Genomic DNA, 25,699 nt, shown 5'->3' on the forward strand with positions numbered 1-25,699 from the left:
TCAGTTGATCTTTACCATACCGCCCTTGAGCGTCAGCATGCCACCGCCGTCCACTGTCTGTGTGGCGGAAGCCTTGTTGTTGACCATGGCACCTTCGTTGTCCAGCGTGGTTCCCGCCTTGTTCTTAAGTCCGGTTCCGGCCTGGTTGGTCAGCTCAGTTCCCGCCTTGTTGGTCAAGGCAGTACCCGCTTCGTTCGCCAGGGTGGTGCCCGCCTTACTCAAAATGTCTTTGGCAGACTTGATCGTGATGGACCCTGTCACATCGATCAGCAAATCACCCGTCACCTTCAGTTCGTACTTGCCGTCGACCACCTGTTTGAAGTCCGCCTTGTTGCTGTGGGTTTCATTACCCGTGATGGTCAGCTCGCGCGTCCCTTTCACGTTATGGGTCTCCTTGCCGGTCTGCACATCCACCGTACGATCCCCTTTTTCCAGCGTATGGGTTTCAGACCCTTTGTGAAGCAGGGTCGCCAGATCATTTTCGATCTCCACCTTCATGTCTTTTTGGGCATGAAAGTAAAACTCTTCTGCATCCTTTTTGTCCTCCATACGCATCTCGTTGCCTGCGGCGCCTTCCTTGGAAGAACGCGACTTGATGGTGCTTTGGGTTTGCATGGACGGCAAAGTGACGGGTGGCTTGTTTTCGGCGTTGTATACGCTGCCCGTGATCAACGGTCGGTCGGGGTCGCCGTCGACAAAGCTGACCACCACCTCGTGTCCTATGCGGGGCAAGAACAAGCTACCCCACCCCTTTCCGGCCCATGACTGCGCGACACGCACCCAACAGGTACTTTTATCGTCCTTGACGCCCAAACGGTCCCAGTGGAACTGAATCTTGACCCGCCCATGCTCATCGGTCCAGATCTCTTCTCCGGAGGGCCCCACCACGAAGGCGGTCTGGCTGCCCGATACACGCGGCAATGCCGTGAGCGCCGGCGCACGGAACGGCACGGTGGCGTCAAAGGCTTCAAACGCGTTGCAATACTGTGCCGGGCTGGCCCAATGTGTCACCGAGCGCAACACCAGAGAGGTGTTCAGGGCATCGCGAGGATGGTCAGTCAGCTTGAATTTGGTCCCTGCTGTGAACGGATAGCAGTAACTGCTGCCACGGCACACGACGCCCTGACTCTGGCTAGCCTGGGAGCGCATGGTGGCACGTTGCGTCCCATCGGCAGCGACTACATACTTGCCGGGGTACACAAACTGCTTGCCTTTGCCCAGGGCGCCTTCGACGTTGGCCGCCAAGGCGGTCGTGGGTGTGAGGTAGTTGAAGTCGCCATACTCAAACTTCTGCGATACCAGCCTACTTTCCATTTCCAGCTGGTTGACCACGGTCATGCGCCTGCGCCCATCCTGGTCGGGAAAATACTGCATGGCTTTTGCATCGGCACAATCTTTGTGGGCACTGGCAGCATCCGCCAAGACCAGGGTATGCGCTCCATTCGCAAACGTGAAAAAGTAGAAGATGCCTTCTTCTTCCATCAACCGCGAGATGAAGTCGAAGGCGGTTTCGTCGTACTGCACACAGTACTCGCGGCTGCCATAGGTTCCCGTCAGTTGCGCGTCGAACACCACCGCAAAGTCTCCTAGTACTTCCTTGATGATCTCAGCGGCTGTCTTCTTCTGATAAATCTTGCGATCACGGCTCAGCGTCAACAGCCAGAGCGCGGGGACCATTTCCGCGGTATACACAGAAAACGCGTTATCGCCTCCTGCATGCAAAAAACGGGAAACAATGCCGCTGAAGTACCTAGCAGGCCCCTTCGGAACTTGGAGGGTGACGGTAATGGCACAACCAATGATGGTGGCGGGGTCCAATGTGGCTTGTTCCGCACGCATGGAGAGCGAGAATTTGAAGGGCTGGGAGATTGCTTCCACGCCGTGAAAGGTGTCCAGAATCAGCGCATCCGCACCGAATGGCGTGGTCACACGCATCACAGAGTTCTGTTGGGTAAAGCCCTCACGCATGGCCGGTCACCCTCTGGACTCAAAAGAAAAGTTGAACTCGAAAAGTCCCGCGTCACCCAGCCGCACCTCCACCGTGTTGAAGTCCTCCGCCGTAGCAATGCACTCCAGCACCCGCCGTGATAACTCGGGCAAGAGGGCATGGGACAGGATATGGTCCACATTGCGCGCACCACTATCGACCTCGGTGCAGCGGGCCACAATGGCGTCTTCGACATCGCTTCCCCAGGTCAAAGCAGCCTTATGGTTGCGGGCAAATCGCTGTACCAGCTTGTCGAGTTTGAGCCGCACGATCGAGCGGATCTGCGCATCACCCAGCGGGTAATAGGGCACCAATGTCATGCGGCCCAGAAAGGCCGGTGAAAACTGTCGCAGCAATTCGGGACGCAATGCCCCAACCAATGTTTCGCTTGAGGGACGCTCTCTACCGGCGCAGGCTTGGGTGATAACGTCCTGCGCGGCATTGGATGTCAACAAGATCAAGGTGTTCTTGAAATCGATCTGGACACCTTCCCCGTCCTCCATGGTGCCCTTGTCAAACACCTGAAAAAACAGCTCGAGAACATCCGGGTGGGCCTTCTCCATTTCGTCGAGGAGCACCACGCTGTAGGGCCTGCGCCGTACGGCCTCAGTCAGCACACCACCTTTGCCATAGCCAACATAGCCAGGCGGCGCTCCTTTGAGGTTGGATACCGAATGCGCCTCCTGAAACTCGGACATATTCACGGTCACCATATTGCGATCACCGCCATACATCAGGTCCGCCAGTGCATAGGCAGTTTCCGTCTTGCCCACCCCGCTGGGACCCACCAACAAGAAAACGCCCACCGGCTTGCCAGGATCATCCAGGTCCGCACGCGAAGTCCTCACGCGGCGGGCAATGGTGTCAAGCGCCGAGTCCTGCCCAACCACGCGCTCCCTCAATCGCTCCTGGAGATTGAGCACCGTGTGCAGCTCGTCCGCGAGGACCTTGCCAATCGGAATGCCCGTCCAGCCGGAAACCACAGCAGCCACAGCTGCAGAGTCCACACAGACCGGGACCAGAGGTTCATCACTGCGGATCGCTTCCAGCCCTTTCTCAAGCCTCACCAGCGTGGCAGAGGCCCATGGCGCATCATCACCCCCTTCGACAGGGGTATTGGCATCAGCTTGTTCCGCAATGCGGCGGCGCAAGGCAATGATTTCGGTCACCGCGTGCTTTTCTTCTGCAAGTTTTTCGTCCAGCCGCGCTTTATCTTGTCGGTATTTCGTCAGATCGGCCGTGAGGCTCAGGATTGCCGCATGGTGGTCTCGTCCCGCAGCGGCCTCACGCCGATAGATACGGAGCTGCACCTCTGCGTTGGCAATATCACGCTCCAGATTTTCCAACTCAGGCGGCACACCACTCTGCCCCACCGCTACGCGAGCGCAGGCGGTGTCCAGCACACTGATGGCCTTGTCCGGCAGTTGCCGGCCAGAAATGTAGCGGTGGGAGAGCTTGACCGCGTCGCGGACCGCGTCGTCCACAATTTCCACGTTGTGGTGTTTTTCCAGCGTGGCTACCATGCCGCGCAGCATCTCAATGGCCACCTCCTCGGAGGGCTCATCCACCTTGACCACCTGGAAACGCCGCGCCAAGGCCGGGTCGCGTTCCACATATTTCTTGTACTCGGCCCAGGTAGTCGCCGCAATGGTGCGCAGCTCTCCCCGGGCAAGCGCGGGTTTGAGCAAATTGGCAGCATCGCCCTGTCCCTCTGCGCCTCCCGCACCAATCAACTGGTGTGCCTCGTCAATGAACAGGATGATGGGTTGAGCCGACGCCTTGACCTCATTGATGACCGACTTCAGCCGGTTTTCGAACTCGCCCTTGATGCCCGCCCCCGCCTGCAGCAATGCCAGATCGAGCGAGCGCACGGACACGTTTTGCAGCACGGCAGGTACCTGCCCTTGCACCACGCGCTGTGCAAATCCTTCCACCACCGCAGTTTTTCCAACGCCGGCCTCACCGGTCAGGATGGGGTTGTTCTGGCGGCGGCGGAGCAGCACATCAATGAGTTGGCGAATCTCAGCGTCACGACCACGAATCGGATCGATGCGGCCTTGCCGCGCCCACTCTGTCAAGTCCACGGTGTACTGGTCCAGCGACGGCGTGTTGCCCGGTTCGCTCGATCGGCTTGGCATTTGCGCGGCCACTCCTACCTGAGGCGCTGGTGGTACAGCGCTGTCAACAGCGCCAACACCCTGGCGACCCCGACCTTCCTCTGCGGAGCCTCGCAGCCATTCCGACAGGCCGTTGCGCAAGGATTCCCGGGGAATTTGCAGCAGCCCAGGGGCAGACTCCAGCAGAACCCCACGCAATGCGTCCACCTCCAGCGCCGCCAGCAACACGGTCCCCGAGCGGATACGTTGCTCTCCCAGCAGCATGGAACTCAGCAACCAGGCTTCCTGCAACAGGGGCGCCAAGTGAGGAGACAACGCTGGAGTCCGCGCATTCCCACGCTTGAAGTGGTCCATCGCCTGCTGCAACTGCTGCGCGATGGCCTCGGGCTGGATCGCAAAATGCGCCAGCAGAGTGGCCCAATCTGGCGCATGGCTGTCGAGCAGCAAGAAGAAGAAATGCTCCACCTCCACGTTGTAGTGAGTTTGCTGCACACACAACTCCGCGGCACGCTCCAGCGCGCGCTTGCACTCCGGATTCAACTTCGCCAACAGAGTACGTGTGTCTATTTCCATAGCTTGGCGCCCTGGTTCATGGCGCAACGGCCACAGGCTCTGCCAACTTGAAACACACCGGAGGCAGATCGACCGAAAACGCGGGGCGCGACACCAGCCAAGAAGTCCATCCCAGACGCAGAGGCTGCGCGGCGCTCAGTCTCGCTGGAGGAACATCGCCGGGCTGCACTTGCAGCACGATCTCCGCGTCCAGATCCTGCGGCAGATAGCGACGCACCATCCAACCCAACAAGGCGTGATCACTTCCCCCTTTGATCAATTGCTGCAGCCTTGTCAGGCGCAATGCGTGAAAGGAGATGCGAATTCCTGCACTCTGGTCCCAAACCCGCTCACCCAACACAGCAGAGTGCCCAAGACGGGGCGAACGGCCCCGCCCTCCCAGACACAAAACTTCGGCCCGCTCCAACGCGCGCCAACCACCGCAAAACTGCTGCGCCGAGGCACGTACATTCAGTCTGTGCGACAGCATGGCCAGCAAGCCGGTGATAGACCGCGGAGCGCCGCCCATCAAACCAGCATGCTCGAGCCATCCCGCATCACCATCTGGTGCACGAACACCGGCCTTGAGCCCCAGCGCACTGAGCGCGTCCAGACAAGAAGCCAAGGGCGATGCAGCAGGTGCAAGACCGTTGAGCCCCATATTGTGTTTCTTGCGGCTTCGGTACAAGAACGCTAGGAAACGGTGGTTGAAGATATCCAGAAACTCTGCGGTGGCATGGTCACGCGCCGCCGTGCGCTCCAGCACCATTTCGGTAAATGGCAGTGGCAAGGGCCCCTGCGCCCCCGCCAGGGACATCACTGCCGTGTGCAAAACAAACCGATCGTCCTCTGGCGTTCCCGGCGTGACCTTGCTCACATCGCTAGCCTGAAAACCCAGGGAAACTACCGAACGCAAACGCACAGGCAATTGCATGGCATCGCGCGACTGAGAAACAGCCTCAGCCTGCGCGCGGCCAATCTCCCGCTCCAGCAGGCTGATGGCCTGGAAGAGGTTATAGCCCTGGGGCCGGGTGACTAGTCCGTCGACTAGAGAACCAGCTGGCGGCCGCTCATCGGTTCCCATTGTTTCCATATTTCGTCACCGCGGTAAACCCGCAGCTGTACAAATGAATTGACCGAGGTGTACAGGGCAAAGAAACGCGCCAATGCCGCAGACATGAGAAGACGTGATCCACCAACAAACGCTTCTTCATCGAATTCCAGAGCGACTTCCGTACCCCGGCAGTACCCGCGCCAAGCCTCGGTCCCAATATGGCCCGTCACGCTACGCGCTTTAAGGCTGCGGATGCCTCGAATTTGCTCATGGTCACGCGTGCTATCCGAAGCAAACAGACTCAGCATTTCCCGCAACTGGTCTTTTCCGGTGGAGCCATCTACCAGCGATTGGTGACTTAGCGTCAACAGTGACACGAGTCGCCATAAGGTTTCGCTGCCTAGCGGAGGGTTACGCTGGGCGGTGGGTTCGTATAGGCAACGCACGCCAGCCGTATCCGAAATACCTTCGGCAACCATGCGCGCGTTGCGTGGAACCTGCTCGGCGAGACGTCGATTGGTGCAAAGCACATTGGCATAGACTACGGGCTGCGAAGGCGTGGTCAGCGCCTTGGTCTGGTCCACAAACGACAGGAACATATCGGTGCCGGAAATGTCGCGCCGCAAACTTTGCTCACGACGCGCCGACCAATAGCAGGTGGCAGCGTCTGCGCGCACGTGACTCAGTGCAGCAAAACTCGGAACGACCATCGGACGCTGCGCATTCGGATCCGATGCCGTCACCGACACAATGGAATGCACCTCGGTGCTGGCTTCGCGCTGACGATCGCCCACAAGGCGATATTCATAGTGCTTTTGGTCAATCAGCAACGGCTCGCTGGTACGAGGAAACAGATTGACAATCGGCGTGCATCCGAGTTGGAACTGATCGGCAGAGAGTCCTGCAACGCCCCGCGCCGGTTGCCCCATTGCCAACCGCAACTCAAACCGCCGTCCTTTCCCCAGCCTGCCACGCAGGTTGCACAGGTCAAAGAAATGGAATTTGCGTGGAAATGCAAAATACTCCTGCATCAATCCGTACGCGGGCTGGGCATTGGGCGGAAGCGGCAGCACATTCTCATCTTCGCCATACCCTACCTCACGCCAAGAATTCGCGGGGAGGAAACGAGAGGGCTCACCCTCGGGCGTGAGGCTCGCGGACGCCACATCTGCCACGAGAAATTCGTACAGCGGGATTGTCGTCATCCAGTCGCCGTGCAAGTGCAGGCGCAGGCTATCGATTTCCAACTCTGCAAAGTCGGAATCCGCACCACACTCGAAGGACAACCGCAGGGTACTGCCACCACCTTCCAGAACGGCATCAGACACACGCACCGGCCACAGCACCGAATGCCATGCAGTACGGAACCGACATTGCTGTCCATCCGACGCATTGGCATACAACGCCGAATGCCGGGGAACCTGAAAGCCGGAGGTAACTTTGCCCTGTGCAGGATCCAACTGAAATTGCGCCACCGACATAGAGGGAACGGGCTGCACCAGCGAGGGGCCAAGATTGTCCAGCAGTGCAGCAGCCACCTGGGGAAATTCGCGGTCCAGATCCTGGTGTACGCGAGCGGCCAGAAAAGCCACGGACTCAATAAGCCGCTCCGTATGCGGATCCAGAGACTCAGACCCGTGTAAGGCCAAGCTTGACGCCACCTTGGGGTACCGCGCAGCGAAGTCAGCGCCCTGCTCGCGTAAATAAGTTAGTTCACGCTTGTAGTACTGGAGCAGATCACTATGTATGACTTCAGCCACCGTCAATTCGCCTTTGCCAGACCACCGTGGCGCGGATCCAGCTGAAGCTCGAAGCTCAACGGCCGAAGCTTCATATCGATCGTGACCGCGCCACTGATTGCTACACGGGTCGTCGCATCGGTGGCCGAGGATGCCGCCTTCACGACGACATTTTTCAATCGGGGCTCGTACATCGCTATGGCCTTGGTGATCGCTGACTGCAGTAAATCTAGGTCGGATTGGGAACGCGAGGAGAGGGCCGAAATATCCGGGATGCCGTAGTCCAGCGTAGTACCCCCACCATCCAGAAACTCGCGCATGACGAGCCTGGACCGGGTATTCAACAAGCGCGACAGCTCTCGCCCGATGGAAAGCTCCAGCTGAGCCGGCGACATAATTTGCCCAAACTGCCCGGCGTCACCGCCCTGCAAGCGCTCGAACAGCGGAATGCTGGCACCACGGATGAGTTCTGCCATGGTGTACCAGCAGTCTCGACAACGCTAATTCAGAGATTAGCTGCCAGCGGCAGACTTGTTCTCGCGCGTCTTCATATCCCACGAGAAGTTGGCCGTACCTTCAGCAGTGCCTTCTGGTTTCTGCTTGGTGTAAGTCGCATCAATCGCTGTAAAGTTGATCGAGAAACTTTCGCTAGGCAAGTCACCGTGCCCAGACCCGGATGTCGAGATGTTAGAAATCATGGCGTCACTCAGGGTGTAGTTCACCAATTCCAATTGCTCATCACCGTCGGTACGGGTCACGGTCAATATCACCTCACCAAGATTTTTGTTGCCTGCACACGCTTCTGCGAGCAGCAGAGATGCGACATCCATTGTCTTAGAGCAATTCATTTCAGAGATTTGCACGCCACCACTGGTGCGTTCGCTGTTACCTGCGTTGGATGTCAATGAGTTGGAGACGCCCAGGCTGAAGGAATCCAGCATGATCCAGTCTTCATAGCCCTTTTCCGTGCAGTTGCCGCTGATGGTGTCAATACTTAGGTACAGCATAGGTAGTCCAGATAGGTTAGGTTAATGGAACGAGGCGGCCTCAAACCGCGGGGGCCGGCAAGTCCGCCACCAAGCGAATGGAAGCGGTCAGCTCTTCCATCTGGAAGTGAGGACGCAGGAAAACCACGGCACGGAATGCACCGGGCTTGCCAGGGACTTCAGACACATCAATACGCGCCTGGTTCAGGGGGAAACGGGCCTTCATTGCCTGCGGCGCACCCTCGTTGATCAGCACGTAATTGGAAATCCAGTTGTTGAGATAAATCTCGACTTCTGCGCGTGTCTGGAAGCTACCCACCTTGTCACGCATGATGACCTTGAGGTAGTGGGCGAAACGGGAAGCTGCCAGCACGTAGGGCAGACGCGCAGACAGTTGCGCGTTGGAGTTGGCCGCGTCCTTGTCGTACAGCTTGGGCTTGTTGACTGTCTGGCCGCCAAAGAATGCGGCGAAGTTCGAACCCTTGGAGTTGACGATAGCGATGAAACCCAGGTCGTTCAACTCTTTTTCACGGCGGTCTGTAATCAGAACCTCCGTGGGGCACTTGAGAACCACATCACCCTCATCGGTCTTGAAGGCATGGGCGGTCATGCCCTCAACCTTGCCCCCGCCTTCCACGCCACGAATGGCAGTGGACCAGCCAAACTGCGCATACGCATCAGTGATGCGCAACCCGAGTTGGTAGGCGGAATTGGCCCAGAGGTACTTGGAGTGGTCTTTGCCATCCACATCCTCTTCGAAATTGAAGTTGTCCACTGGAATGGTTTTGGCACCGTAGGGCAAGCGCGCAGCGTAGCTGGGCAGCACCAACGAGACGTAACGTGAATCTTCGGAGTCACGGAAACCGCGCCATGTGGCCAGCTCTGCGCTTTCAAAGATTTTGGACAGATCGCGTGGAACACCAAGTTCGGTGAACGACTTCATGTCGAACAGGGCTGGGGCCGCCGCAGCGATAAAGGGTGCATGGGCTGCAGCTGCCACTTTGGAGATACGCTCCAACAAGGCGAGGTCTTGGGGGTGGCGACCGAATTGGTAATCACCAATCAGCAACGAGTAAGGGTGACCACCGAAAGTGCCGTATTCCTCTTCGTACACCTTCTTGAAGAGCACGCTCATGTCGTGGTCAACCGCAGACTCCAAGTCTTTCAGAAGCTCTTTTTTGGTGACGTTGAGCAAACGCAGTTTCAGGCGCGAGCTGGTTTCTGTGCCAAACACCATGTCATGGAGACCACGCCACGAGGCTTCCAGCGTCTGGAAAGCCTTGTCATGCATGATGGCGTTGAGTTGGTCCGACAGCAGCGTGTCGATCTCTGCAATCCGTTCATTGATCATCGCGACCACGCCCTTGTCCGGACTGGCCTTCATGCCTTCGTCCAGAATCTGCGAGGCGAATTGCCCAATCAGTTTTTTGGCATAGGGGTTTTGGGAAGGCTCCACCGCCATATTGCCCTCCACCACGATGCGGTCCAGAAGACCCAATTCGCTGGTGCTGCCGGCAGCGCCTGCGCCGCCTGTTTCTTGTGTAGTTGCCATATCAATCACCGTTCCAAATGTTGAAGCCCGTGCGCTCGCACAAACCTAAAAGCTGTTAAGAGGCATCCGATGCAGGCGCATCGGCATTGGCCTGGGACTGGATCGTTTTCAGCTCTTCGGTGCTTTGGACGATGTTTTCAAGCAGGCTGTCGAGCTCGTCGTTGCCGTCGAGCTTGGCCAACAGGTCGCGTAGTTGCTGGCGTGCTTCCAGCAGCTTGGCCAGGCGAGGGACCTGGCGAACAATGGCTTCGGGGTGAAAGTCGTCAAACTCTTTGAAGTTGAGTTCGACCTTGATATTGCCTTCGCCCTTCATGGCATCGGGAACGGAGAGGTCCAGACGGGGAGCGATCTTGGCCATGATGCCGTTGAAGTTGTCGCGGTCGATTTCGACAAAACGACGATCCTTCATCTTGGGCAGTGCGATGGCGGGTTGGCCAGACAGGTCGGCAAGCAGACCCACCACCATGGGGAGTTCTTTTTTCTCTACGGCATCGCCAATTTCAACGTCGTAGGTGATCTGAACCCGTGGTGGACGGTTGCGACCCACCCAATTTTGCAAACTATCAGCCATAAAGTCCCCTCAAAAAGGTTGAAAACGAAGTTGCAAGAAGCCGCGATCAGCACCACGCATGAACACAAAGCAAAAACCATGCACCCGAGGATGGGCTTTGTACACCACAATCTGCTGCTATGCAATAGATAGTAACGTTTTAAACATCCTGGACACTTGACATACAGGCGTCACTTGCTTGGGGTAACCACCGAACCGGTCAATTTTCAGCACAAGGACATCGCCATGGACACTGTGACCCAACTGAGAGCCGACCTGACACGCTTGCGCATGGTGGTCGCCATCGACTCCGCCATGTTGCTGTCCGTGCTGCGGCGTATGCGCCCGGACCAACTAGGTCAAGCCTCGACCGACTTCCTGGAGGTATGTGAGGGGCTGAGTATCAAAACGCTATTCTCCGAGATGGACGACGACGCTATCCAGGCCGCACAAAAGCGGCGTGACTGGTGGGTAGGCTTGTTGGCAGAGTTGCTCGCAGACGAGGTACTGACACCCTCCCCTCCAAGCACCCATCCCCAAGCTCCGCCCCCCTGAGCGTCACGGCCTTCAGACCACAACGAACCGTTTGGTCAGATCCAGCATGCGTCCGGCTGCCGTCGCCCCCAGTGCCAAAGCCAGGGAAAGTGCGACAGTGGGGTGCTCCCTGCGCAGCACATCGAACCGCCCCACTGCAAGGCTCCAGACACGGCAAACCGTGGTGGCCTGAACCGTTGCATTTCGCTCCCGCTGCGAAAAAAATGCCCCTTCACCCACCACGCTCCCCGCCCCCAAAATGGCAATGGCATTCCTGTCTGATTCTGCACCGTACAGTATGCGCAGGGTGCCAGACTCGACGAAGTAAACCGTTCGATCCAGCGCCCCCTTGGCCGTCAAAATATGTCCGCGCGGCAACGTCTCTACGCTCAGGTAGTTCGCCAATAGCATCCACTCTTCTTGCGACATGAATCGCGTCAGCGAATCATCTGCCGCAACGGTTTGGATCGCACGCATCAACGCCGACGGATCGGACGCAGTCGTCTTGAAAAGCGAGCTGACAGAAACCATCGTTAGGTCCTCAATCTAGGGCTGTAGCGTTTGGGTATGTTGGACTGCACGCCAGGGCAACAGCAAGCGCATGCATCATGGAGCAGCAACAAATCCCAACACGGCCCCACCCAAGGTAACTTTACCCTTGTGGTGCGCCACCGCGTGGTGCAACAGGCCTGTCACATATTGGTTGCCGGGGTCGCGAGCACGAAATTTGAAGCCGGAACTCTTGAGATACCCCGAACTAAACTCTTTCAGTCGCGCAAAGTAACGGCCTGCAATGTCATATTGCTCCATTTTCTGGCTTCCGTGCGGCGCGGCCTTGATCATTGCGCCGGTGTCATCAAACATCCTTGCCAGTGTCATCAGACTGCCGCATATGCCGGAATTGAGCGTCAGCATCGGGACCAAGGGACTCGCCTCACACCCCAGTTTGAAAAACTCGGTGAACCTTTCGGTGTCTGCAATGATGCCGCCCGGTGACACATTGGGCTTGAGACGTTCGGGGCGCTGCACCTTCGCATGCGGGTCAGTCGATGGTTCTTTTGTGGCGCGGCGCTTCTCAATGTCGTAGTAGTCGCGCGCAATCTCCAGAAACTTCTTGACGCAATAGTTTTCCACCAGCCGACAAATGAACTTGATCAGCCACTCAATGGCGGTCAGAACTGCGGACACCAGACTACCCAGGCCCGGCAAAAAAGCCTGCACGGCGGTCTTGCCCACGCCCTTCAAGATCGAGACCAGCCCCAAAAAGACACCTTCGTTCATCGCACCTTCAATGCTGTTGGCGATTTCCTCAGGATGGCCCGCAACGACCCGAATTTTCTTGCGATCCAAGTAAGAGTTGATGCGATTCTTTGCCGCTTCAAAAGTACGTGCCAGTCCAGCCCCGATTTCCATCACACTCCCCACCAAAGGTGCGGCTGACTTCATCAAGACATCGACCAGGAATTTCACCGCAATCTTGACAATGCCGGCGATGGTGGTGCCATGACCGGACATACCGATCTTGGCCACCAACTTGTTCCATAGCCAGTCCTTGAAATGGACCACGGCATCGCGAATGCTCCGCCACAACTTGGCGCCCGCGTCCATGAGCAAGGTCCCAGTCAGCACCACTGGCGCAGCGACTGCCATACCCACCATCGCCGCATGGCCATAGTAGCGACCATGGCTGTAAGCCTCCGTCACATTGACGGCAGCCGACATCAATGCATCAACGGTCGTGGGAAAGGCCTCTACAGGCACAGGAATAGGCGCGGGAAGCGTTGACGGCTTTGACGTGCGACTGTCAATCGGTGCACTGACGGTCACCGTGGCATCCAATGCTCTCTTGAGTTGTGCTTCCCTCTGATGGCTCTTGATGCCTGCCAGTTTGGGGGCAACCTTGGGCGAAAGTTTGATCGCTGCACTGCCACCGGTGACGATTTGCTGCGCAGTGATCTCCTTGCCACGCACCACCAACCCGCTCATTTTGGAAGAGTCCTTGACGTGGAGCTTGTGCATATCCGTGGCAAAGCCGGATCCGATAGCACCTCCGACCGCGGCCACGCCCTCCATACCGATATTGATCATGTTCAATTCGATATCAATATTGCCCAGCAGGTAGAGCACCCCAAAACGGGAATGGGGGATTTCGTATTCGTCTATCTTCTGGCGAGCCGACGCGTCCAAGCTGTCGTTACGACCAAGAACTGTGGGGGCTGCGGCGGGCGCGGTGAACTTGAACAACCACTCCAACAAGCCGCCGCTCACTTTGTCGCGCTCGCAGTGCGCCCAATAACCGCCGTGGCTGGCCAAGTACTCGCGCAACGCCGCGTAGAGTTGGGCTCTGTTCTCGTCAGTGCGATAACCGTAGTAGGCGTCGTATGCAGCATCGACTTTGAGGGTGGTACCGCTGCGGCTGCTGAATCGTAGACTGGTGCGTGCCCGAAACTCGTCCGGAGACACCATGCCGTTAGGGCCTTTACTTCCCATTGTCTACTCCTGAATCGCGAAGGGCATGCTGCACAGAACATTCATGCGCCTCCCTGCGGGCAGGAGGGACAACCGAATGGCCGAGATCATTCTAGTCCAGCAACATCATTCAGCCATTCCCTGCGAGCACGGGGCTTGCGCATCCCCTTTTTGCATCAGCAGCGTCTGGGGGCACCTGTCGCGAACGCCTGCAGCGCAACCTGTTGGCGACTTCGAGTAGTATTTCCCCGCCCATCCAGCGAACACAGGGGACTCTATGCCTGACGTGCACGGTATTCCACAAGCCAAGGAATTCAAGACCCGTATTGGTCGAACCGGTATTTCTTCCATCACCAAGAAGAAAGACCCCATCATCGACAACATCCTGCGTTACCTCCAGAACGCAGAATATTGGCGTGACCAGATGAACGTCAACGGGCTCCCACCCCTTCGCCAGTTGCGCAAGGAGTGCATCAGCTGGATCGCGGCCAACCCGGCGGCAACCACCCGAGCGGCCCGCCCCCATATCCTGGCGTTGTTGGACGCTGTGCACGCCAGAATTACCGTGATGGTGGAGTCCATTTACGCCAACACCGACCACAAGACGCCGGCCCAGCGCTGGGGAATGTTGGCCAAGATGAATAACATCGGCTCCGGTCTGTACACCGCGGATGCCAAAGGCGTGGTTACCCGTGGTGGACGTGTCGGCAAACGCCTGAACGAAGGCTACCTGGTAGAACGTGTGACCGGTAGCCATGCGCCGAAAATGAATTTCGATGCTGGCTTCACCAAATACAAACTCGCCAACTCCCGGCTGAAATTTGAAACCTGGGTGCAACAGGTCTTGATCCCCCAGAGTGATGAAGACCCCATGGGCGTGTATTTCCAGAACGACGGCCGGGTCGGCAACACGGCAAACCTGAAGAAGACAGAGCGCGTCAAATACTGCGATGAGGTGGAACGCCGGGACTACGTCATCACCATCACCGGCGGCTTGGTCAAAGATGCCGGCGGCGCCCACTACCACACGGGCAACAAACACACGCACTTTAGTGGCCAGGGCTGGGCGATTTACGTGGTGGGAATGGACAACACCTTCTACTCTAACTCCCACATCGTCAATGAATTCCACCACTCCAGTTTCCTGTCAGGCGCGCCGGTACAGGGTGCTGGAGAAATTGCAGTGAACAACGGAAAAGTGGTCGCGGTGACCAACAAAACCGGACACTACACAGCGGGCCCCGCCGAGCTCACGCGCACACTGTTCCTGCTGCACCAAGGCGGCGTCAAGCTGGACGAAATTCTGGTCAATGACCCCTTCAAGGCCAAGGATGTCTGGATCAGCGGGCTGGAATGCTTGCGCGCTGGCGGCGACTTCACGGGATTTGCCAAAGGGCCCACGCCCGCCAAGGTTCCGGTTTAGAACGGCGCATCAGGCCGCAGCGCGGCTCAGCCGATCCCGCACCCCATCCCACTCCGTGGCATCGGGCGGCGCTTCCACCCAGATCAGCTTGACGCCTTGGGCGTCCATCTCACGCAGCTTGGCAAACAGCTCATGCGCGGCGGGGGCGGCGTGGGTGGGCATGCGGTGGGCGGCCACCAGGGGCGAACGCACATGCAGCGGACTGCGGTGGTAGAGCGCGATGATCGGCCTGGCATCGGGCGCCTGGGCGCTGGCCAGCAGGTCCAGCGCGGCTTGCAGCGCCTTGGCATCCATCAGGCGCACGGTTGCGCTGGGCGCATAGTGCGACTCCAGGGTCCCGGAGGCCCGTGGCCCCGGCTGGTTCTGCATATCCAGCTCTTCTTTTGATAGCAATTGACGGCCACAGGCATCCGCCACCTGGGTCGCGCTGATGGCACCAGGGCGCAGCAGCACGGGCGCGCCGCGCGTGCAGTCGATGATGGTGGACTCAATCCCCACGTCGCAGGGGCCGCCGTCCAGGATCAGCAGCTGGTCACCAAATTCGTCGTGCACATGCTCGGCGGTGGTCGGGCTCACGCGGCCAAACTTGTTGGCGCTGGGGGCGGCAACGCCCCAGACCTCGGTCTCGCCCTCGGCTGGCTTGCGCAGTGCGGCCAGCAGCGCCTGCGCCACGGGGTGCGACGGGCAGCGCAGGCCGATGCTGTCCTGCCCACCGGCCGCCGCCTCGCCCACGCCATCACGGCGCGGCAAGATCAGCGTGAGCGGACCGGGCCAGAAGGCCGACATGAGCTGCTGGGCAAAGGCCGGCACCTTGGAGCAGTAATGCGCCACACCGCCCATGCCACCATCAAACGCGGCCACGTGGACGATGAGCGGGTGGTCGGCCGGGCGGCCCTTGGCAGTGAAGATCTTGCCGACTGCCACAGGGGCTGAGGCATCGGCGCCCAGGCCATACACCGTCTCGGTTGGCAAGCCAATCAGGCCTCCAGCCCGCACGGTCTGTGCGGCAGCAGCTATCGAATCAGGAGCAAGCTCCACGCCATCCGCAAACAGGTAGGCCGAGACAATCATGGGCGCAGCGGTCTCAGAACGCGGCGATGCCGAGGATGCGCGCCGCCTCCAGGGCGGTGGCGCGCACGCCTTCCACCGTAGCAACGGTGATGTTGAGGTGGCCCATCTTGCGGCCGGGTTTGGCATCCAGCTTGCCATACAGGTGCAGGTGGGTGCCGGGCAGCGCCAGCACGGCGGCCCAGTCGGGCACCCCACCATCACGGCCTTCGTTCGGCCAAATGTCGCCCAGCAGGTTCAGCATGATGGCCGGGCTGTGCTGGCGCGGCTGCACCAGCGGCAGGCCCGCCAGCGTGCGCACCTGCAGGTCAAACTGCGAGACATCGCAGGCGTCCATGCTGTAGTGGCCGCTGTTGTGCGGGCGCGGCGCCATCTCGTTCACCACCAGGCCACCCAAGCCCGCTGCGGCGGGGTTGCTTTCGTCCAGCACGAAGAACTCCACGCAGAGCACGCCGACGTACTGCACACCCTCTGCTATGGATTTCGCAGCAGCCACCGCACGCTCCACTAGGGCTGGAGGCAGATTTCCCTCATACACCTCGGTCACGGCCAGGATGCCGTCGCGGTGCAGGTTGCGCTGCACGGGCAGGTTCACGCAGTTGCCATCGGCGGCACGCGCCACGATGACCGAGCATTCCAGCGCCAGCGGCAGCATCTTCTCCAGTACGCAGGTCACGCCCTGCAGGTCAGCCCAGGCCGCAGCCAGCTCGGCCGGCGTTTTGACACGCACCTGCCCCTTGCCGTCGTAGCCCATGCGGGCGGTTTTCAGAATGCCGGGGAGCAGATTCGCATCCACGGCGGCCAGTTGCTCGGCCGTCTCAATGACGGCGTACGGGGCGCAGGGCACGCCGCACTTCACAAAGTGCGCCTTCTCTGCTGCCCGGTCTTGGGCAATAGCCACGGCCGCACCGCTGGGCGCCACCGGGCGGCTCTGGGCCAGCTGGGTCAGGGCTTCGGCCGGCACATTTTCGAATTCGGTGGTGATAGCTGCCGACACTTCCGCCAGCCGGGCCAGGCCCGCGGGGTCGGTGTAGGCAGTCTGGATGTGGTGGTGGCTGATGCGGCCGGCCGGGCTGTTGGCGTCGGGGTCCAGCACCGCGGTGAAAAAACCCATTTGCTGCGCGGCGTGGGCAAACATGCGGCCCAGCTGGCCGCCCCCCATGACGCCCAGCGTCGTTTCCTTGGCCCCTCCCAGGGTCAGGCTGTCAGACACACCACTCATTGCGCGCTGCCCGTCACCGGCAGGGTCATGCTCTGGGCTTTTTGGGTCTGGTCACGGCGGAAGGCCTCCAGCTCCATGCGCATATCAAAATTGTTCGCGGCCAGCATGGCCACGGCAAACAGCGCCGCATTGGCCGCACCAGCGGCGCCGATGGCGAAGGTGGCTACGGGAATGCCCTTGGGCATTTGCACGATGCTGTGTAGGGAATCCACGCCGTTCAGGTGTTTGCTGGGCACAGGCACGCCCAGCACAGGCACCGTGGTCTTGGCGGCCAACATGCCGGGCAGGTGGGCGGCACCGCCAGCACCGGCAATGATGGCCTTCAGGCCGCGCTCGGCGGCCAGTTCGGCGTAGACAAACATGTCGTCAGGCATGCGGTGGGCAGAAACCACCTTGGCTTCGAAGCCAATGCCAAACTGCTGGAGAATATCGACTGCGTGCTGCATGGTGTCCCAGTCCGAGCTGGAACCCATGACGACGCCGATTTGAATGGTTTTCATAGTGCTGAAATGCGCTTTGCAGAGCGCCAGGTGGGCTGGCGGCGCAGGGTTTGCGCACTTGGCCAGAATTGAATTTTACTTTTTCACCCCGAGCTACCCCAAATGATCAACGTCACCATCGAAAACTTTGAGGCCGAAGTCGTCGCGGCCTCCCACCAGGTCCCGGTGCTGGTAGACTTCTGGGCGCCCTGGTGCGGCCCCTGCAAGGTCATTGGCCCGCTGCTCGAAAAGGTGGAGGAAGAGTACGCCGGGCGCTTCAAACTGGTGAAGATCGACTCCGACCAGGAGCAGCAACTGGCCCAGGCCTTTGGCATCCGCAGCATTCCCACCTGCGTGCTGATGATCAACGGCAAACCTGCCGATGGTTTCATGGGCGCCATTCCTGAGAGCAAGATCAAGGAATTCCTGGACAAGCACGTGCCCTCTGAGGCCGCACTGGAAGCCGAGGCCGACGCCGAAGATGCCCAGGCGCTGGCGGCCGCTGGCGACCCGCAGGCGGCGCTCAACAAGCTGCTGGAGGCGCTGACCATCAACCCCGGCAACGACGATGCGCGCTACGACTACGTGCGGCTATTGATCGAAAACGACCTACTCGAAGACGCCGAAGCCGCGCTGGCACCCAAGCTCACGGAGATTCCCCGCCAACTGCGCTTTGAGGCGCTGGGCCAGTTTCTGGACGCCATCAAGTTCGTGGTGACCGACGACCGCGGCCTATGGACGCCCGACCAGTTCGACGCGCTGATTGCCACCAACAAACGCGACTTTGACACCCGCCTGGCCAAAGCCCGCGTGCTCATGGTGGCCGGTGACTGGACGGGCGCCATGGACGAACTCCTGGAAATTGTGATGCGCGACAAGGCCTGGGGCGACGCGGTGCCGCGCAAGACCTTTGTGGCCATTCTGGAACTGCTGACACCGCCCAAGCCCAAGGCCAGCCCGGCGGATGCAGGCAAGACGGCTGGCGGCATTGAAGTGGTGGGCAAGGTCGTGGCCGAGGCCGATCCACAGGCACAACTTGTCGCTGCCTACCGCCGCAAACTCAGCATGGCGCTGAACTGATCCCGCAGGCGCCTCCCCCCCGGGGGCGCCCTGTTGCAGAAGGGGGTAATTTGCAGTAGGGTGTCCCGCATATCCATGCGTCCCTGTGCGCCCCCTTTGATGCAAGCTCCTGTCCGTATCGGCTTTGTGCACCTCAATGCACTGTGCTGGACGTATTTCCACTACCACCTCCAGATCTGCAGCCGAGCGCAGGGAGTTGAGGTACTGAACCGGCCTGTGCGCTCTCTGCCAGGCCAGATTGCGGAAATCCGCGCCCTGCTGCACCAGGGCATCCAGGCCCTCATCGTGCGCCCCGTGGCCACCGAGCAGCCCGACCTGATTGCCGTTCTGCACGAGGTACGCGAACAGGGCGTCCATGTGATTGCCGTGGACGGTTCACCGGGTGGAGACGACCACTTTCTCACCATCAGTGCCGACAACTTTGGCGGCCAGTTCGCCATGGCGGACTATGTCTGCCAGCACCTGGGCGGGCGCGGCAAAGTGGCCTACTTGCAAGGCGACCAACGCATGGAGGCCGGGCGCCTGCGCACCCAGGGGTTCCTGCGCGCACTGGAGAAGTACCCTGACATTGAGTTGGTGTTTGACGGTGCACTGGACTGGAGTTCCGAGACCGACCTGCGCACCCAGGCGGTGGCATTGACACGACAAGCCCTGGCCGCCCATCCCGACCTGGTCGCGATCATGAGCACCAGCGACGAAGCGTCGCTGGGCATTAACGAAGTGCTGAGCCAGGCGGGTTTGGTGGAGCAAGTGCTGGTCACGGGCTTTGATGCCATGCCCGAAGGGCTGGTGGCCATGGCCCAAGGCCGCATGCACGCCTCGGTGCACCAGCCCCTGGACCGTATGGCTGATGCGGCCATCCAGGCAGCGCTGCAGATGGTGCACGGGGAAAGCCCGCAGAGCTCGCAGATCGTGCTGGAGACGGAAATCGTCACCCCGTCCAATTTGGGTGAGGCCGCCTTGCGCGCGCTCAGCATCTTCCCCAGCATCACCCAAGACTTGGTGACCCGCAACCAGGAGCAGAAGCAAAGCAACGCTTTTCTGGAGACACTGCTGGACAACATCCCCACCATGCTTTACGTGAAGGAGGCCAAGGACTTTCGCTACATCCGTGTGAACAAGGCCCGCGAAGCCTGGCTGGGCTTGTCACGTGACCAGCATCTGGGCAAAACCGTTTTTGATTTGTTTGGTGAGGCAGATGCGCAGCGGTATTGGCAGGAAGACCACACGGTGATGGCGTCCGGCATTGCGCTGGAAATTCCTGTTGAACGGACCGACATTCCAGGTTTTGGTGTCCGCTACGTGCACACCCGGAAAATCCCCATTTACGACGAACAGCACCAACCCGCATACATCCTGTGCATGGCCGATGACATCACGGAGCGAACACGGGCAGAGGCCCTGCTGGCCCAGCATGCCGCGGACCTGGAGAAAGCCAACCAGGCGCTGCAAGACAACCACCGCATTCTGGTGACCTCCGAAAAAATGGCCGCTTTGGGCGCCCTGGTGGCAGGCGTGGCGCATGAACTCAACACGCCCATTGGCAATGCCATGTTGGCCGCGACCACCTTGAAAGACCAGTGCAAGGCGTTTGAGGATCAGGTGGCCAAGGGCATCAAGCGCTCGGACCTGCAACACTTCATGGAGGCCATTGGCAGTGGCTCCGACCTGGTGGAGCGCAACCTGGTGCGCACGGCGCACCTGATCTCCAGCTTCAAGCAAGTGGCGATTGACCAGTCCAGCGCGCAGCCCCGCAAGTTTCTGCTGGCGTCACTGGTGGAGGAAACCCTGCTCCTGCTCTCCCCCACCCTGAAAAAGACGTCGGTAACGCTGGAATGCAGCATTCCCGGTGACATAGAGATGCACAGCCACCCAGGCGCGCTGGAGCAGGTGCTGATGAACCTGGTCAACAACGCCGTGATCCACGGACTGGAAGGTCGCGCACAAGGCCATATCGGCATCCAGGCCGCCACGGATTCATCGGGGTGGGTGCGGCTCGTGGTGGAAGACGACGGCGTGGGCATTGCGCCCGAGAACATCCCGCGCGTGTTTGACCCCTTTTTCTCGACCCGGTTTGGCCGAGGCGGCTCGGGCTTGGGACTGAGCATCACGCACAGCCTGGTGGAACACACGCTGGGCGGAAAAATCGAGGTGCGCAGCGAAGTGGGCAAGGCCACGCATTTCGACATCACCCTGCCGCTGCACGCGCCCGCCATTCACTTGGAATAGTGGACCTACTTGGCGGCCTCTTTAGCCTTCAGCCACGCTGTCATCATCGCAATTTCGTGTTTTTGCGCGCGAATGATGCCGCGGGCCAGCTGCTTCACCTTGGGGTCCTTCCCGTACTTCAGCACCACTTCGGCCATATCGATGGCGCCCTGGTGATGGGGAATCATGCCCGCCAGAAAATCGCGGTCCGCATCACCGGTCAAAGCCACGGACATGTCTTTGTGCATCTTGGCGTTGGCGGCTTCATAGGCCACGCTGGCAGGCGATGCATCACCGCTGGCTGCCATGGTGTGGCCCGCGTGAGGGTCTTTGTCCTGCGCCCAGGTGCCGGAGGTCAGCAGCAAGGTCGACAAGGTGAAGGTCAAGGCGGCCACGGCACGGCCCCGGGAAATCAGTGTTTGCATACGTTTCTTCCATCACTGCACAGCGCAGGTGGCAGGTAGAGCGCCGGGGGCCACCAAGGTTCCCGACCGGGTTTGCGCTGGATCAAAATCCCTTCAAGCAGCCCGCCGCTGCGCTCCCCCACTGGCAGCGGGGTAGCGCTCGGTAGCCAGCACGCGCTCGGCGTTGAGGCTGCGGATGGGAATGTCCACGTCCTGCGGAATGCCGCCGCTAAGTTGTAGCGCCATGTAGCGGCCACAGCACACGCGCAGAAAGGACGCAAAGTTGTCCACCTCACCGCGCTCCTCTACCAGCTCGTCGTAGAGCTTGGTGCAGAGCTGCGGCACGCTCATGCCGTCGCGCGTGGCAATCTCGTCGAGCACCTGCCAGAACAGGTTTTCCAGCTTGATGCTGGTGGCCACGCCGTGCAGCCGCACCGAACGGGCGCGGCTTTCGTACAGGGCGGGGTCGGCGCTGATGAACACTTGGCACATGGCGGTCTCCTCGGTAGGCTGCCCCGCATGGTGCGGGCCAGCCCCCAAGACGTCAATGGGAAATACGTGTACCCAAGAGCGTCAGGAACTGCGCAATCCAGGCCGGGTGTGCGGGCCAGGCGGGGGCGCTGACCAGGTTGCCATCCGTGTGGGCCGCATCAATGGCAATGTCGGCGTAGGTGCCGCCGGCAATCTCCACCTCCACCCGGCAGGCCGGGTAGGCCGAGCAGGTGCGGCCATTGAGCACGCCGGCGCCGGCCAGCAGCTGCGCACCGTGGCACACCGCGGCGACAGGCTTGTTGGCCTCGAAGAAGTGCTTCACCGCAGCCACCACGGCGGGGTAGGTGCGCAGGTACTCGGGGCCGCGGCCGCCGGGAATCACCAGTGCGTCGTAGCTGCTGGCCTGCACCTCGGCAAAGGTGGCGTTCAGGGTGAAGTTGTGGCCAGGCTTCTCGCTGTAGGTCTGCGCGCCCTCAAAGTCGTGGATGGCCGTCTTGATGTGGTCGCCCGCCTTCTTGTCGGGGCACACCGCATGCACCGTGTGGCCCACGGCCAGCAGCGCCTGAAACGGCACCATGGTTTCGTAGTCTTCGCAGTAGTCACCGCAAATCATCAGGATTTTCTTGCCCGCCATGTCAGTCTCCTCGTTGTAAATGGGAAACCGATTGTTGGGCGCCACGCGCCGTGCGTGGTGGTACCGGGTTGTTACACCCGGCACTGCCAAAACGCTACCAAAACAATAGCTGCTTGTGCAATGCTGACGGGGGCTAGAGCCCCAAAACCTTCTGAATCAGGCGGTCAGGCGCGTCAGGGCTTCCTGGTACTTGGCGGCGGTTTTCTCGATCACCTCGCGCGGCACGCGCGGCGCGGGGGGCGTCTTGTCCCAGGGCTTGCCGTCCACCAGGGCGGCTTCCAGCCAGTCGCGCACAAACTGCTTGTCGTAACTGGGCGGGTTGGTGCCCACCTGGTAGCTTTCCTGCGGCCAGTAGCGGCTGGAGTCCGGGGTCAGCACCTCGTCCATGAGTACCAGCGTGCCGTCTTTGTCCAGGCCAAACTCGAACTTGGTGTCGGCAATGATGATGCCCTTGGTCAGCGCAAAGGCGGCCGCGGTTTGGTAGATCTGGATGCTGATATCGCGGATGCGGGTGGCCAGGTCCAGACCGATCATCTCCACGGTTTTCTCGAACGTGATGTTCTCGTCGTGGTCGCCCACGGCGGCCTTGGCGGCAGGGGTGTAGATGGGCTCGGGCAGCTTGCTGGCGTTTTGCAAACCGGCGGGCAGCTTCACGCCGCAGACCGCGCCGTTCTCCTGGTATTCCTTCCAGCCGCTGCCGGCCAGGTAGCCCCGCACCACGGCCTCGACCGGAATGGGCTTGAGGCGCTTGACCAGCATGGAGCGGCCGGTGACTTGCGCCACCTCCGACGGCAGCACCACGCTTTCGGGTGCTTCACCGGTCAGGTGGTTAGGGCAGATGTTGGCGCCATTCTTGCCCAGCTTGTCGAACCAGAACAGGGCCATTTGCGTCAGCAGCACGCCCTTGCCGGGAATGGGCTCGCCCATGATCACGTCAAACGCCGAGAGACGGTCACTGGCCACCATGAGGATGCGGTCATCGCCCACGGCGTAGTTGTCACGCACCTTGCCACGGGCAAGCAGGGGAAGGGACAGGGCGGAGGTGTGCAGTGCAGAGGTCATGGCATCCAACAAATAAAAGGGCTCTGCCCCCATGCGGGAAGGCAGAGCCCTCGATTATCGCAAGTTCACGCGGCCCCGGGCCACGTCCTAGTTCCGGTGGCTAAGCAGGTAGGTCTTTCTGTCCACGCCGTTGCGCTTGGTTTCGGACATCGAGCTGATGCCGGGGTGGCGAAAGATCAGTCCATAGCCCACCTCATCCCAAGCACCGGCCTTCTTGAACTCCTGGCTGTAGTACAGCACATAGCGCTCTGAACCGCTTCCCAGCCAGTAGGAGGCTACGGTGGCATTGCCATTTGAATAGGCGTACACGACCTTGGCAGAACCCGACTCTGCCAAACTCTTGGCAATCTGCTTGTACCAATCGTCCAGGATGTCTGGAGGCACACCCACGGGATTCACGGTGTCGAGAAAGGCCTCTGCTGCCAGGATGGCATAGCGCGCCTCGCTTTGGCGCAGACAAATGCCGGTGGAGCGGGTGATCTGGAACTGGCTGGCGGAACTCAGGTGGCCCAACCCAATCGTGGTGCCCGCTGGCAAGGGCAATTTGGCCGCCGTGTCCTTGACGCCCGTGCCAGACGCAACCACCTGCGGCACGCACTTGGCAGCTTCAACTGCCAGATTGCCCGCATTCACTTGGGCACTCTGAAATTTGCTCTCGATACGAAGCGCACTCAAAGGCACGTAGTCGTCTGGCTGTGCAAACTGCTTGGGCTGGGTAGTCTCACAGCCCGTCAGCAGCGCTGCAGCCCCAACCATCCACCACATCCATGTTGTCTTCACGTTGTCTCCTCCCTCGGGTTTATTGGAGCAACGAGTTTAGCCTCACCCCAAAACCAAAACGCCCCCGGCGCACGGGGTGCGCCAGGGGCGTTCGGGTCAGCGCGAAAAAATGGCTTACTGGACGACTTGCGCCAGCTCCCCGCGCGCGTACTGCCCAGCCACCACCTGCAGGCTGTGGCCCTTGATGCTGGCGGCCTGGCCTTCGCAGCCAAACTCCATGTAGCGCTGCTTACAGAGCTGCTTGGCGGCTTCGCGGGCGGGTTTGAGCCATTCGCGGGCGTCGAACTTGTCAGGGTTCTCGAACAGGAACTTGCGCACCGCGGCGGTCATGGCCATACGGATGTCGGTGTCGATGTTGACCTTGCGCACGCCGAACGGAATGGCGCGCTGCACCTCTTCCACCGGCACGCCCCAGGTCTGGGGCATGGCGCCACCGTACTGGTTGATGGCGGCCAGCAGGTCCTGCGGCACGGCGCTGGAGCCATGCATCACCAGGTGGGTGTTGGGAATGCGGGCGTGGATTTCCTTGATACGCTCAATCGCCAGGATGTCGCCCGTGGGCTGGCGCGTGAACTTGTAGGCGCCGTGGCTGGTGCCAATGGCAATGGCCAGTGCGTCCAGCTGCGTGCGCTTCACAAAATCGGCGGCTTCTTCGGGGTCGGTCAGCAGCTGTTCGCGGGTCATGATGGCATCGGTGCCGTGGCCGTCTTCCTTGTCGCCTTGCATGGTTTCCAGCGAGCCCAGGCAGCCCAGCTCTCCTTCCACCGTCACGCCCAGCTTGTGCGCCATATCGACTACTTTGCGGGTCACTTCGACGTTGTATTCATAGCTGGCAATCGTCTTGCCATCGGCCTCCAGGCTGCCGTCCATCATGACGGAGCTGAAACCGAGGTCGATCGCACCTTGGCAGACGGCCGGGCTCTGGCCATGGTCCTGGTGCATGACCACGGGAATGGTGGGGTAGCTTTCCACGGCAGCCTGGATCAGGTGCTTGAGGAAATGCTCGCCTGCGTATTTGCGGGCGCCGGCGCTGGCCTGCATGATCACGGGGGCGCCGATTTCCTTGGCCGCCTCCATGATGGCCTGGACCTGCTCCAGGTTGTTGACGTTGAACGCGGGAATCGCGTAGTTGTGCGTAGCCGCGTGGTCGAGAAGCTCACGCATCGAGACGAGTGCCATGGATATCCCCAGGAAGTTAAAAACTCGCAGCGGCTGGTTTGGTAACCGCTTGGTAACTTTTACCGTTGAGCGATTCTAACCGTCAAGGGTTTACCCGCGGTCGGACGCAAAAAAAGGGGCCTGAGGCC

Annotated in this window: 23 protein-coding genes; 4 read left to right on the forward strand and 19 right to left on the reverse strand. The window is 60.2% G+C overall.

Going from position 1 to position 25,699, the window contains the following annotated elements; all coding sequences use genetic code 11:
* From AC07OE_RS14845 to tssB, 8 genes are read right to left on the reverse strand one after another with little or no spacing between them, the layout of a single operon-like run.
* Positions 1-1,968, reverse strand: a complete 1,968-nt coding sequence (locus AC07OE_RS14845; RefSeq protein ID WP_495071350.1) for a type VI secretion system Vgr family protein — start codon at positions 1,966-1,968, stop codon at positions 1-3.
* A 6-nt stretch (positions 1,969-1,974) separates the two neighbouring features.
* The gene (gene tssH / locus AC07OE_RS14850; RefSeq protein WP_495071351.1) at positions 1,975-4,677 is read right to left on the reverse strand and encodes a type VI secretion system ATPase TssH; all 2,703 of its coding nucleotides are present in this window, start codon (positions 4,675-4,677) and stop codon (positions 1,975-1,977) included.
* 16 nt (positions 4,678-4,693) lie between these two features.
* Positions 4,694-5,749, reverse strand: coding sequence for a type VI secretion system baseplate subunit TssG (tssG, locus tag AC07OE_RS14855; RefSeq protein ID WP_495071352.1), 1,056 nt, complete (start codon positions 5,747-5,749; stop codon positions 4,694-4,696).
* The gene (gene tssF / locus AC07OE_RS14860) at positions 5,704-7,470 is read right to left on the reverse strand and encodes a type VI secretion system baseplate subunit TssF (RefSeq protein WP_495071353.1); all 1,767 of its coding nucleotides are present in this window, start codon (positions 7,468-7,470) and stop codon (positions 5,704-5,706) included. The genes tssG and tssF overlap by 46 nt, the downstream gene beginning before the upstream one ends.
* 2 nt (positions 7,471-7,472) lie before the next feature.
* Entirely contained in the window at positions 7,473-7,925 is a 453-nt protein-coding gene (tssE, locus tag AC07OE_RS14865; protein WP_495071354.1) for a type VI secretion system baseplate subunit TssE, read from the reverse strand.
* A 36-nt stretch (positions 7,926-7,961) separates the two neighbouring features.
* Positions 7,962-8,456: an Hcp family type VI secretion system effector gene (locus AC07OE_RS14870; protein ID WP_495071355.1), complete on the reverse strand. Its 495-nt coding sequence runs from the start codon at positions 8,454-8,456 to the stop codon at positions 7,962-7,964.
* Positions 8,457-8,496: 40 nt separating this feature from the next.
* Complete coding sequence (gene tssC / locus AC07OE_RS14875; protein ID WP_495071356.1) at positions 8,497-9,987, reverse strand: type VI secretion system contractile sheath large subunit; 1,491 nt, start codon at positions 9,985-9,987, stop codon at positions 8,497-8,499.
* Positions 9,988-10,042: 55 nt separating this feature from the next.
* Entirely contained in the window at positions 10,043-10,558 is a 516-nt protein-coding gene (tssB, locus tag AC07OE_RS14880; RefSeq protein ID WP_495071357.1) for a type VI secretion system contractile sheath small subunit, read from the reverse strand.
* A gap of 225 nt (positions 10,559-10,783) precedes the next feature.
* Here tssB and AC07OE_RS14885 point away from each other — a divergent pair, with 225 nt between their 5' ends.
* A complete protein-coding gene (locus AC07OE_RS14885) occupies positions 10,784-11,092 on the forward strand; it encodes a hypothetical protein (RefSeq protein ID WP_495071358.1) in 309 nt (102 codons plus the stop codon).
* Positions 11,093-11,104: 12 nt separating this feature from the next.
* Here the strand turns inward: AC07OE_RS14885 and AC07OE_RS14890 are convergent, their stop codons facing one another.
* The gene (locus tag AC07OE_RS14890) at positions 11,105-11,602 is read right to left on the reverse strand and encodes a cyclic nucleotide-binding domain-containing protein (protein WP_495071359.1); all 498 of its coding nucleotides are present in this window, start codon (positions 11,600-11,602) and stop codon (positions 11,105-11,107) included.
* Between the two features lie 75 nt (positions 11,603-11,677).
* Positions 11,678-13,561, reverse strand: coding sequence for a hypothetical protein (locus AC07OE_RS14895; protein ID WP_495071360.1), 1,884 nt, complete (start codon positions 13,559-13,561; stop codon positions 11,678-11,680).
* Positions 13,562-13,817: 256 nt separating this feature from the next.
* Here AC07OE_RS14895 and AC07OE_RS14900 point away from each other — a divergent pair, with 256 nt between their 5' ends.
* Positions 13,818-14,963, forward strand: coding sequence for an IQM protein middle domain-containing protein (locus AC07OE_RS14900; RefSeq protein ID WP_495071361.1), 1,146 nt, complete (start codon positions 13,818-13,820; stop codon positions 14,961-14,963).
* 9 nt (positions 14,964-14,972) lie between these two features.
* Here AC07OE_RS14900 and AC07OE_RS14905 read toward each other — a convergent pair whose 3' ends face one another.
* From AC07OE_RS14905 to purE, 3 genes are read right to left on the reverse strand one after another with little or no spacing between them, the layout of a single operon-like run.
* Positions 14,973-16,016, reverse strand: a complete 1,044-nt coding sequence (locus tag AC07OE_RS14905) for an L-threonylcarbamoyladenylate synthase (RefSeq protein ID WP_495071594.1) — start codon at positions 16,014-16,016, stop codon at positions 14,973-14,975.
* A 31-nt stretch (positions 16,017-16,047) separates the two neighbouring features.
* The gene (locus AC07OE_RS14910) at positions 16,048-17,253 is read right to left on the reverse strand and encodes a 5-(carboxyamino)imidazole ribonucleotide synthase (protein ID WP_495071362.1); all 1,206 of its coding nucleotides are present in this window, start codon (positions 17,251-17,253) and stop codon (positions 16,048-16,050) included.
* Positions 17,250-17,753 carry a 5-(carboxyamino)imidazole ribonucleotide mutase gene (gene purE, locus AC07OE_RS14915; RefSeq protein WP_495071363.1) on the reverse strand — a complete coding sequence of 168 codons (504 nt, stop codon included), beginning with the start codon at positions 17,751-17,753 and terminating at the stop codon, positions 17,250-17,252. The genes AC07OE_RS14910 and purE overlap by 4 nt, the downstream gene beginning before the upstream one ends.
* Before the next feature lie 102 nt (positions 17,754-17,855).
* Here purE and trxA point away from each other — a divergent pair, with 102 nt between their 5' ends.
* The gene (trxA, locus tag AC07OE_RS14920) at positions 17,856-18,812 is read left to right on the forward strand and encodes a thioredoxin (protein ID WP_495071364.1); all 957 of its coding nucleotides are present in this window, start codon (positions 17,856-17,858) and stop codon (positions 18,810-18,812) included.
* A 99-nt stretch (positions 18,813-18,911) separates the two neighbouring features.
* Positions 18,912-21,041 (forward strand): substrate-binding domain-containing protein, encoded by a 2,130-nt coding sequence (locus AC07OE_RS14925; protein ID WP_495071365.1) that lies wholly within the window; start codon positions 18,912-18,914, stop codon positions 21,039-21,041.
* A gap of 5 nt (positions 21,042-21,046) precedes the next feature.
* On the opposite strand, the gene copM is transcribed toward AC07OE_RS14925, so the two are convergent.
* The 6 genes from copM to fba form a co-directional block, all read right to left on the reverse strand.
* Positions 21,047-21,445 (reverse strand): CopM family metallochaperone, encoded by a 399-nt coding sequence (gene copM, locus AC07OE_RS14930; RefSeq protein ID WP_495071366.1) that lies wholly within the window; start codon positions 21,443-21,445, stop codon positions 21,047-21,049.
* 93 nt (positions 21,446-21,538) lie between these two features.
* Positions 21,539-21,916, reverse strand: a complete 378-nt coding sequence (locus AC07OE_RS14935; RefSeq protein ID WP_495071367.1) for a ribbon-helix-helix domain-containing protein — start codon at positions 21,914-21,916, stop codon at positions 21,539-21,541.
* Positions 21,917-21,968: 52 nt separating this feature from the next.
* Complete coding sequence (locus AC07OE_RS14940; RefSeq protein WP_495071368.1) at positions 21,969-22,550, reverse strand: DJ-1/PfpI family protein; 582 nt, start codon at positions 22,548-22,550, stop codon at positions 21,969-21,971.
* Positions 22,551-22,706: 156 nt separating this feature from the next.
* Positions 22,707-23,612 (reverse strand): phosphoribosylaminoimidazolesuccinocarboxamide synthase, encoded by a 906-nt coding sequence (locus AC07OE_RS14945; protein WP_495071369.1) that lies wholly within the window; start codon positions 23,610-23,612, stop codon positions 22,707-22,709.
* Positions 23,613-23,699: 87 nt separating this feature from the next.
* Positions 23,700-24,392: a hypothetical protein gene (locus AC07OE_RS14950; RefSeq protein ID WP_495071370.1), complete on the reverse strand. Its 693-nt coding sequence runs from the start codon at positions 24,390-24,392 to the stop codon at positions 23,700-23,702.
* Between the two features lie 114 nt (positions 24,393-24,506).
* Entirely contained in the window at positions 24,507-25,571 is a 1,065-nt protein-coding gene (fba, locus tag AC07OE_RS14955) for a class II fructose-bisphosphate aldolase (protein ID WP_495071371.1), read from the reverse strand.
* Between the last annotated feature and the right edge of the window lie 128 nt (positions 25,572-25,699).

Source organism: Rhodoferax sp. GW821-FHT09E07 (assembly GCF_059416145.1).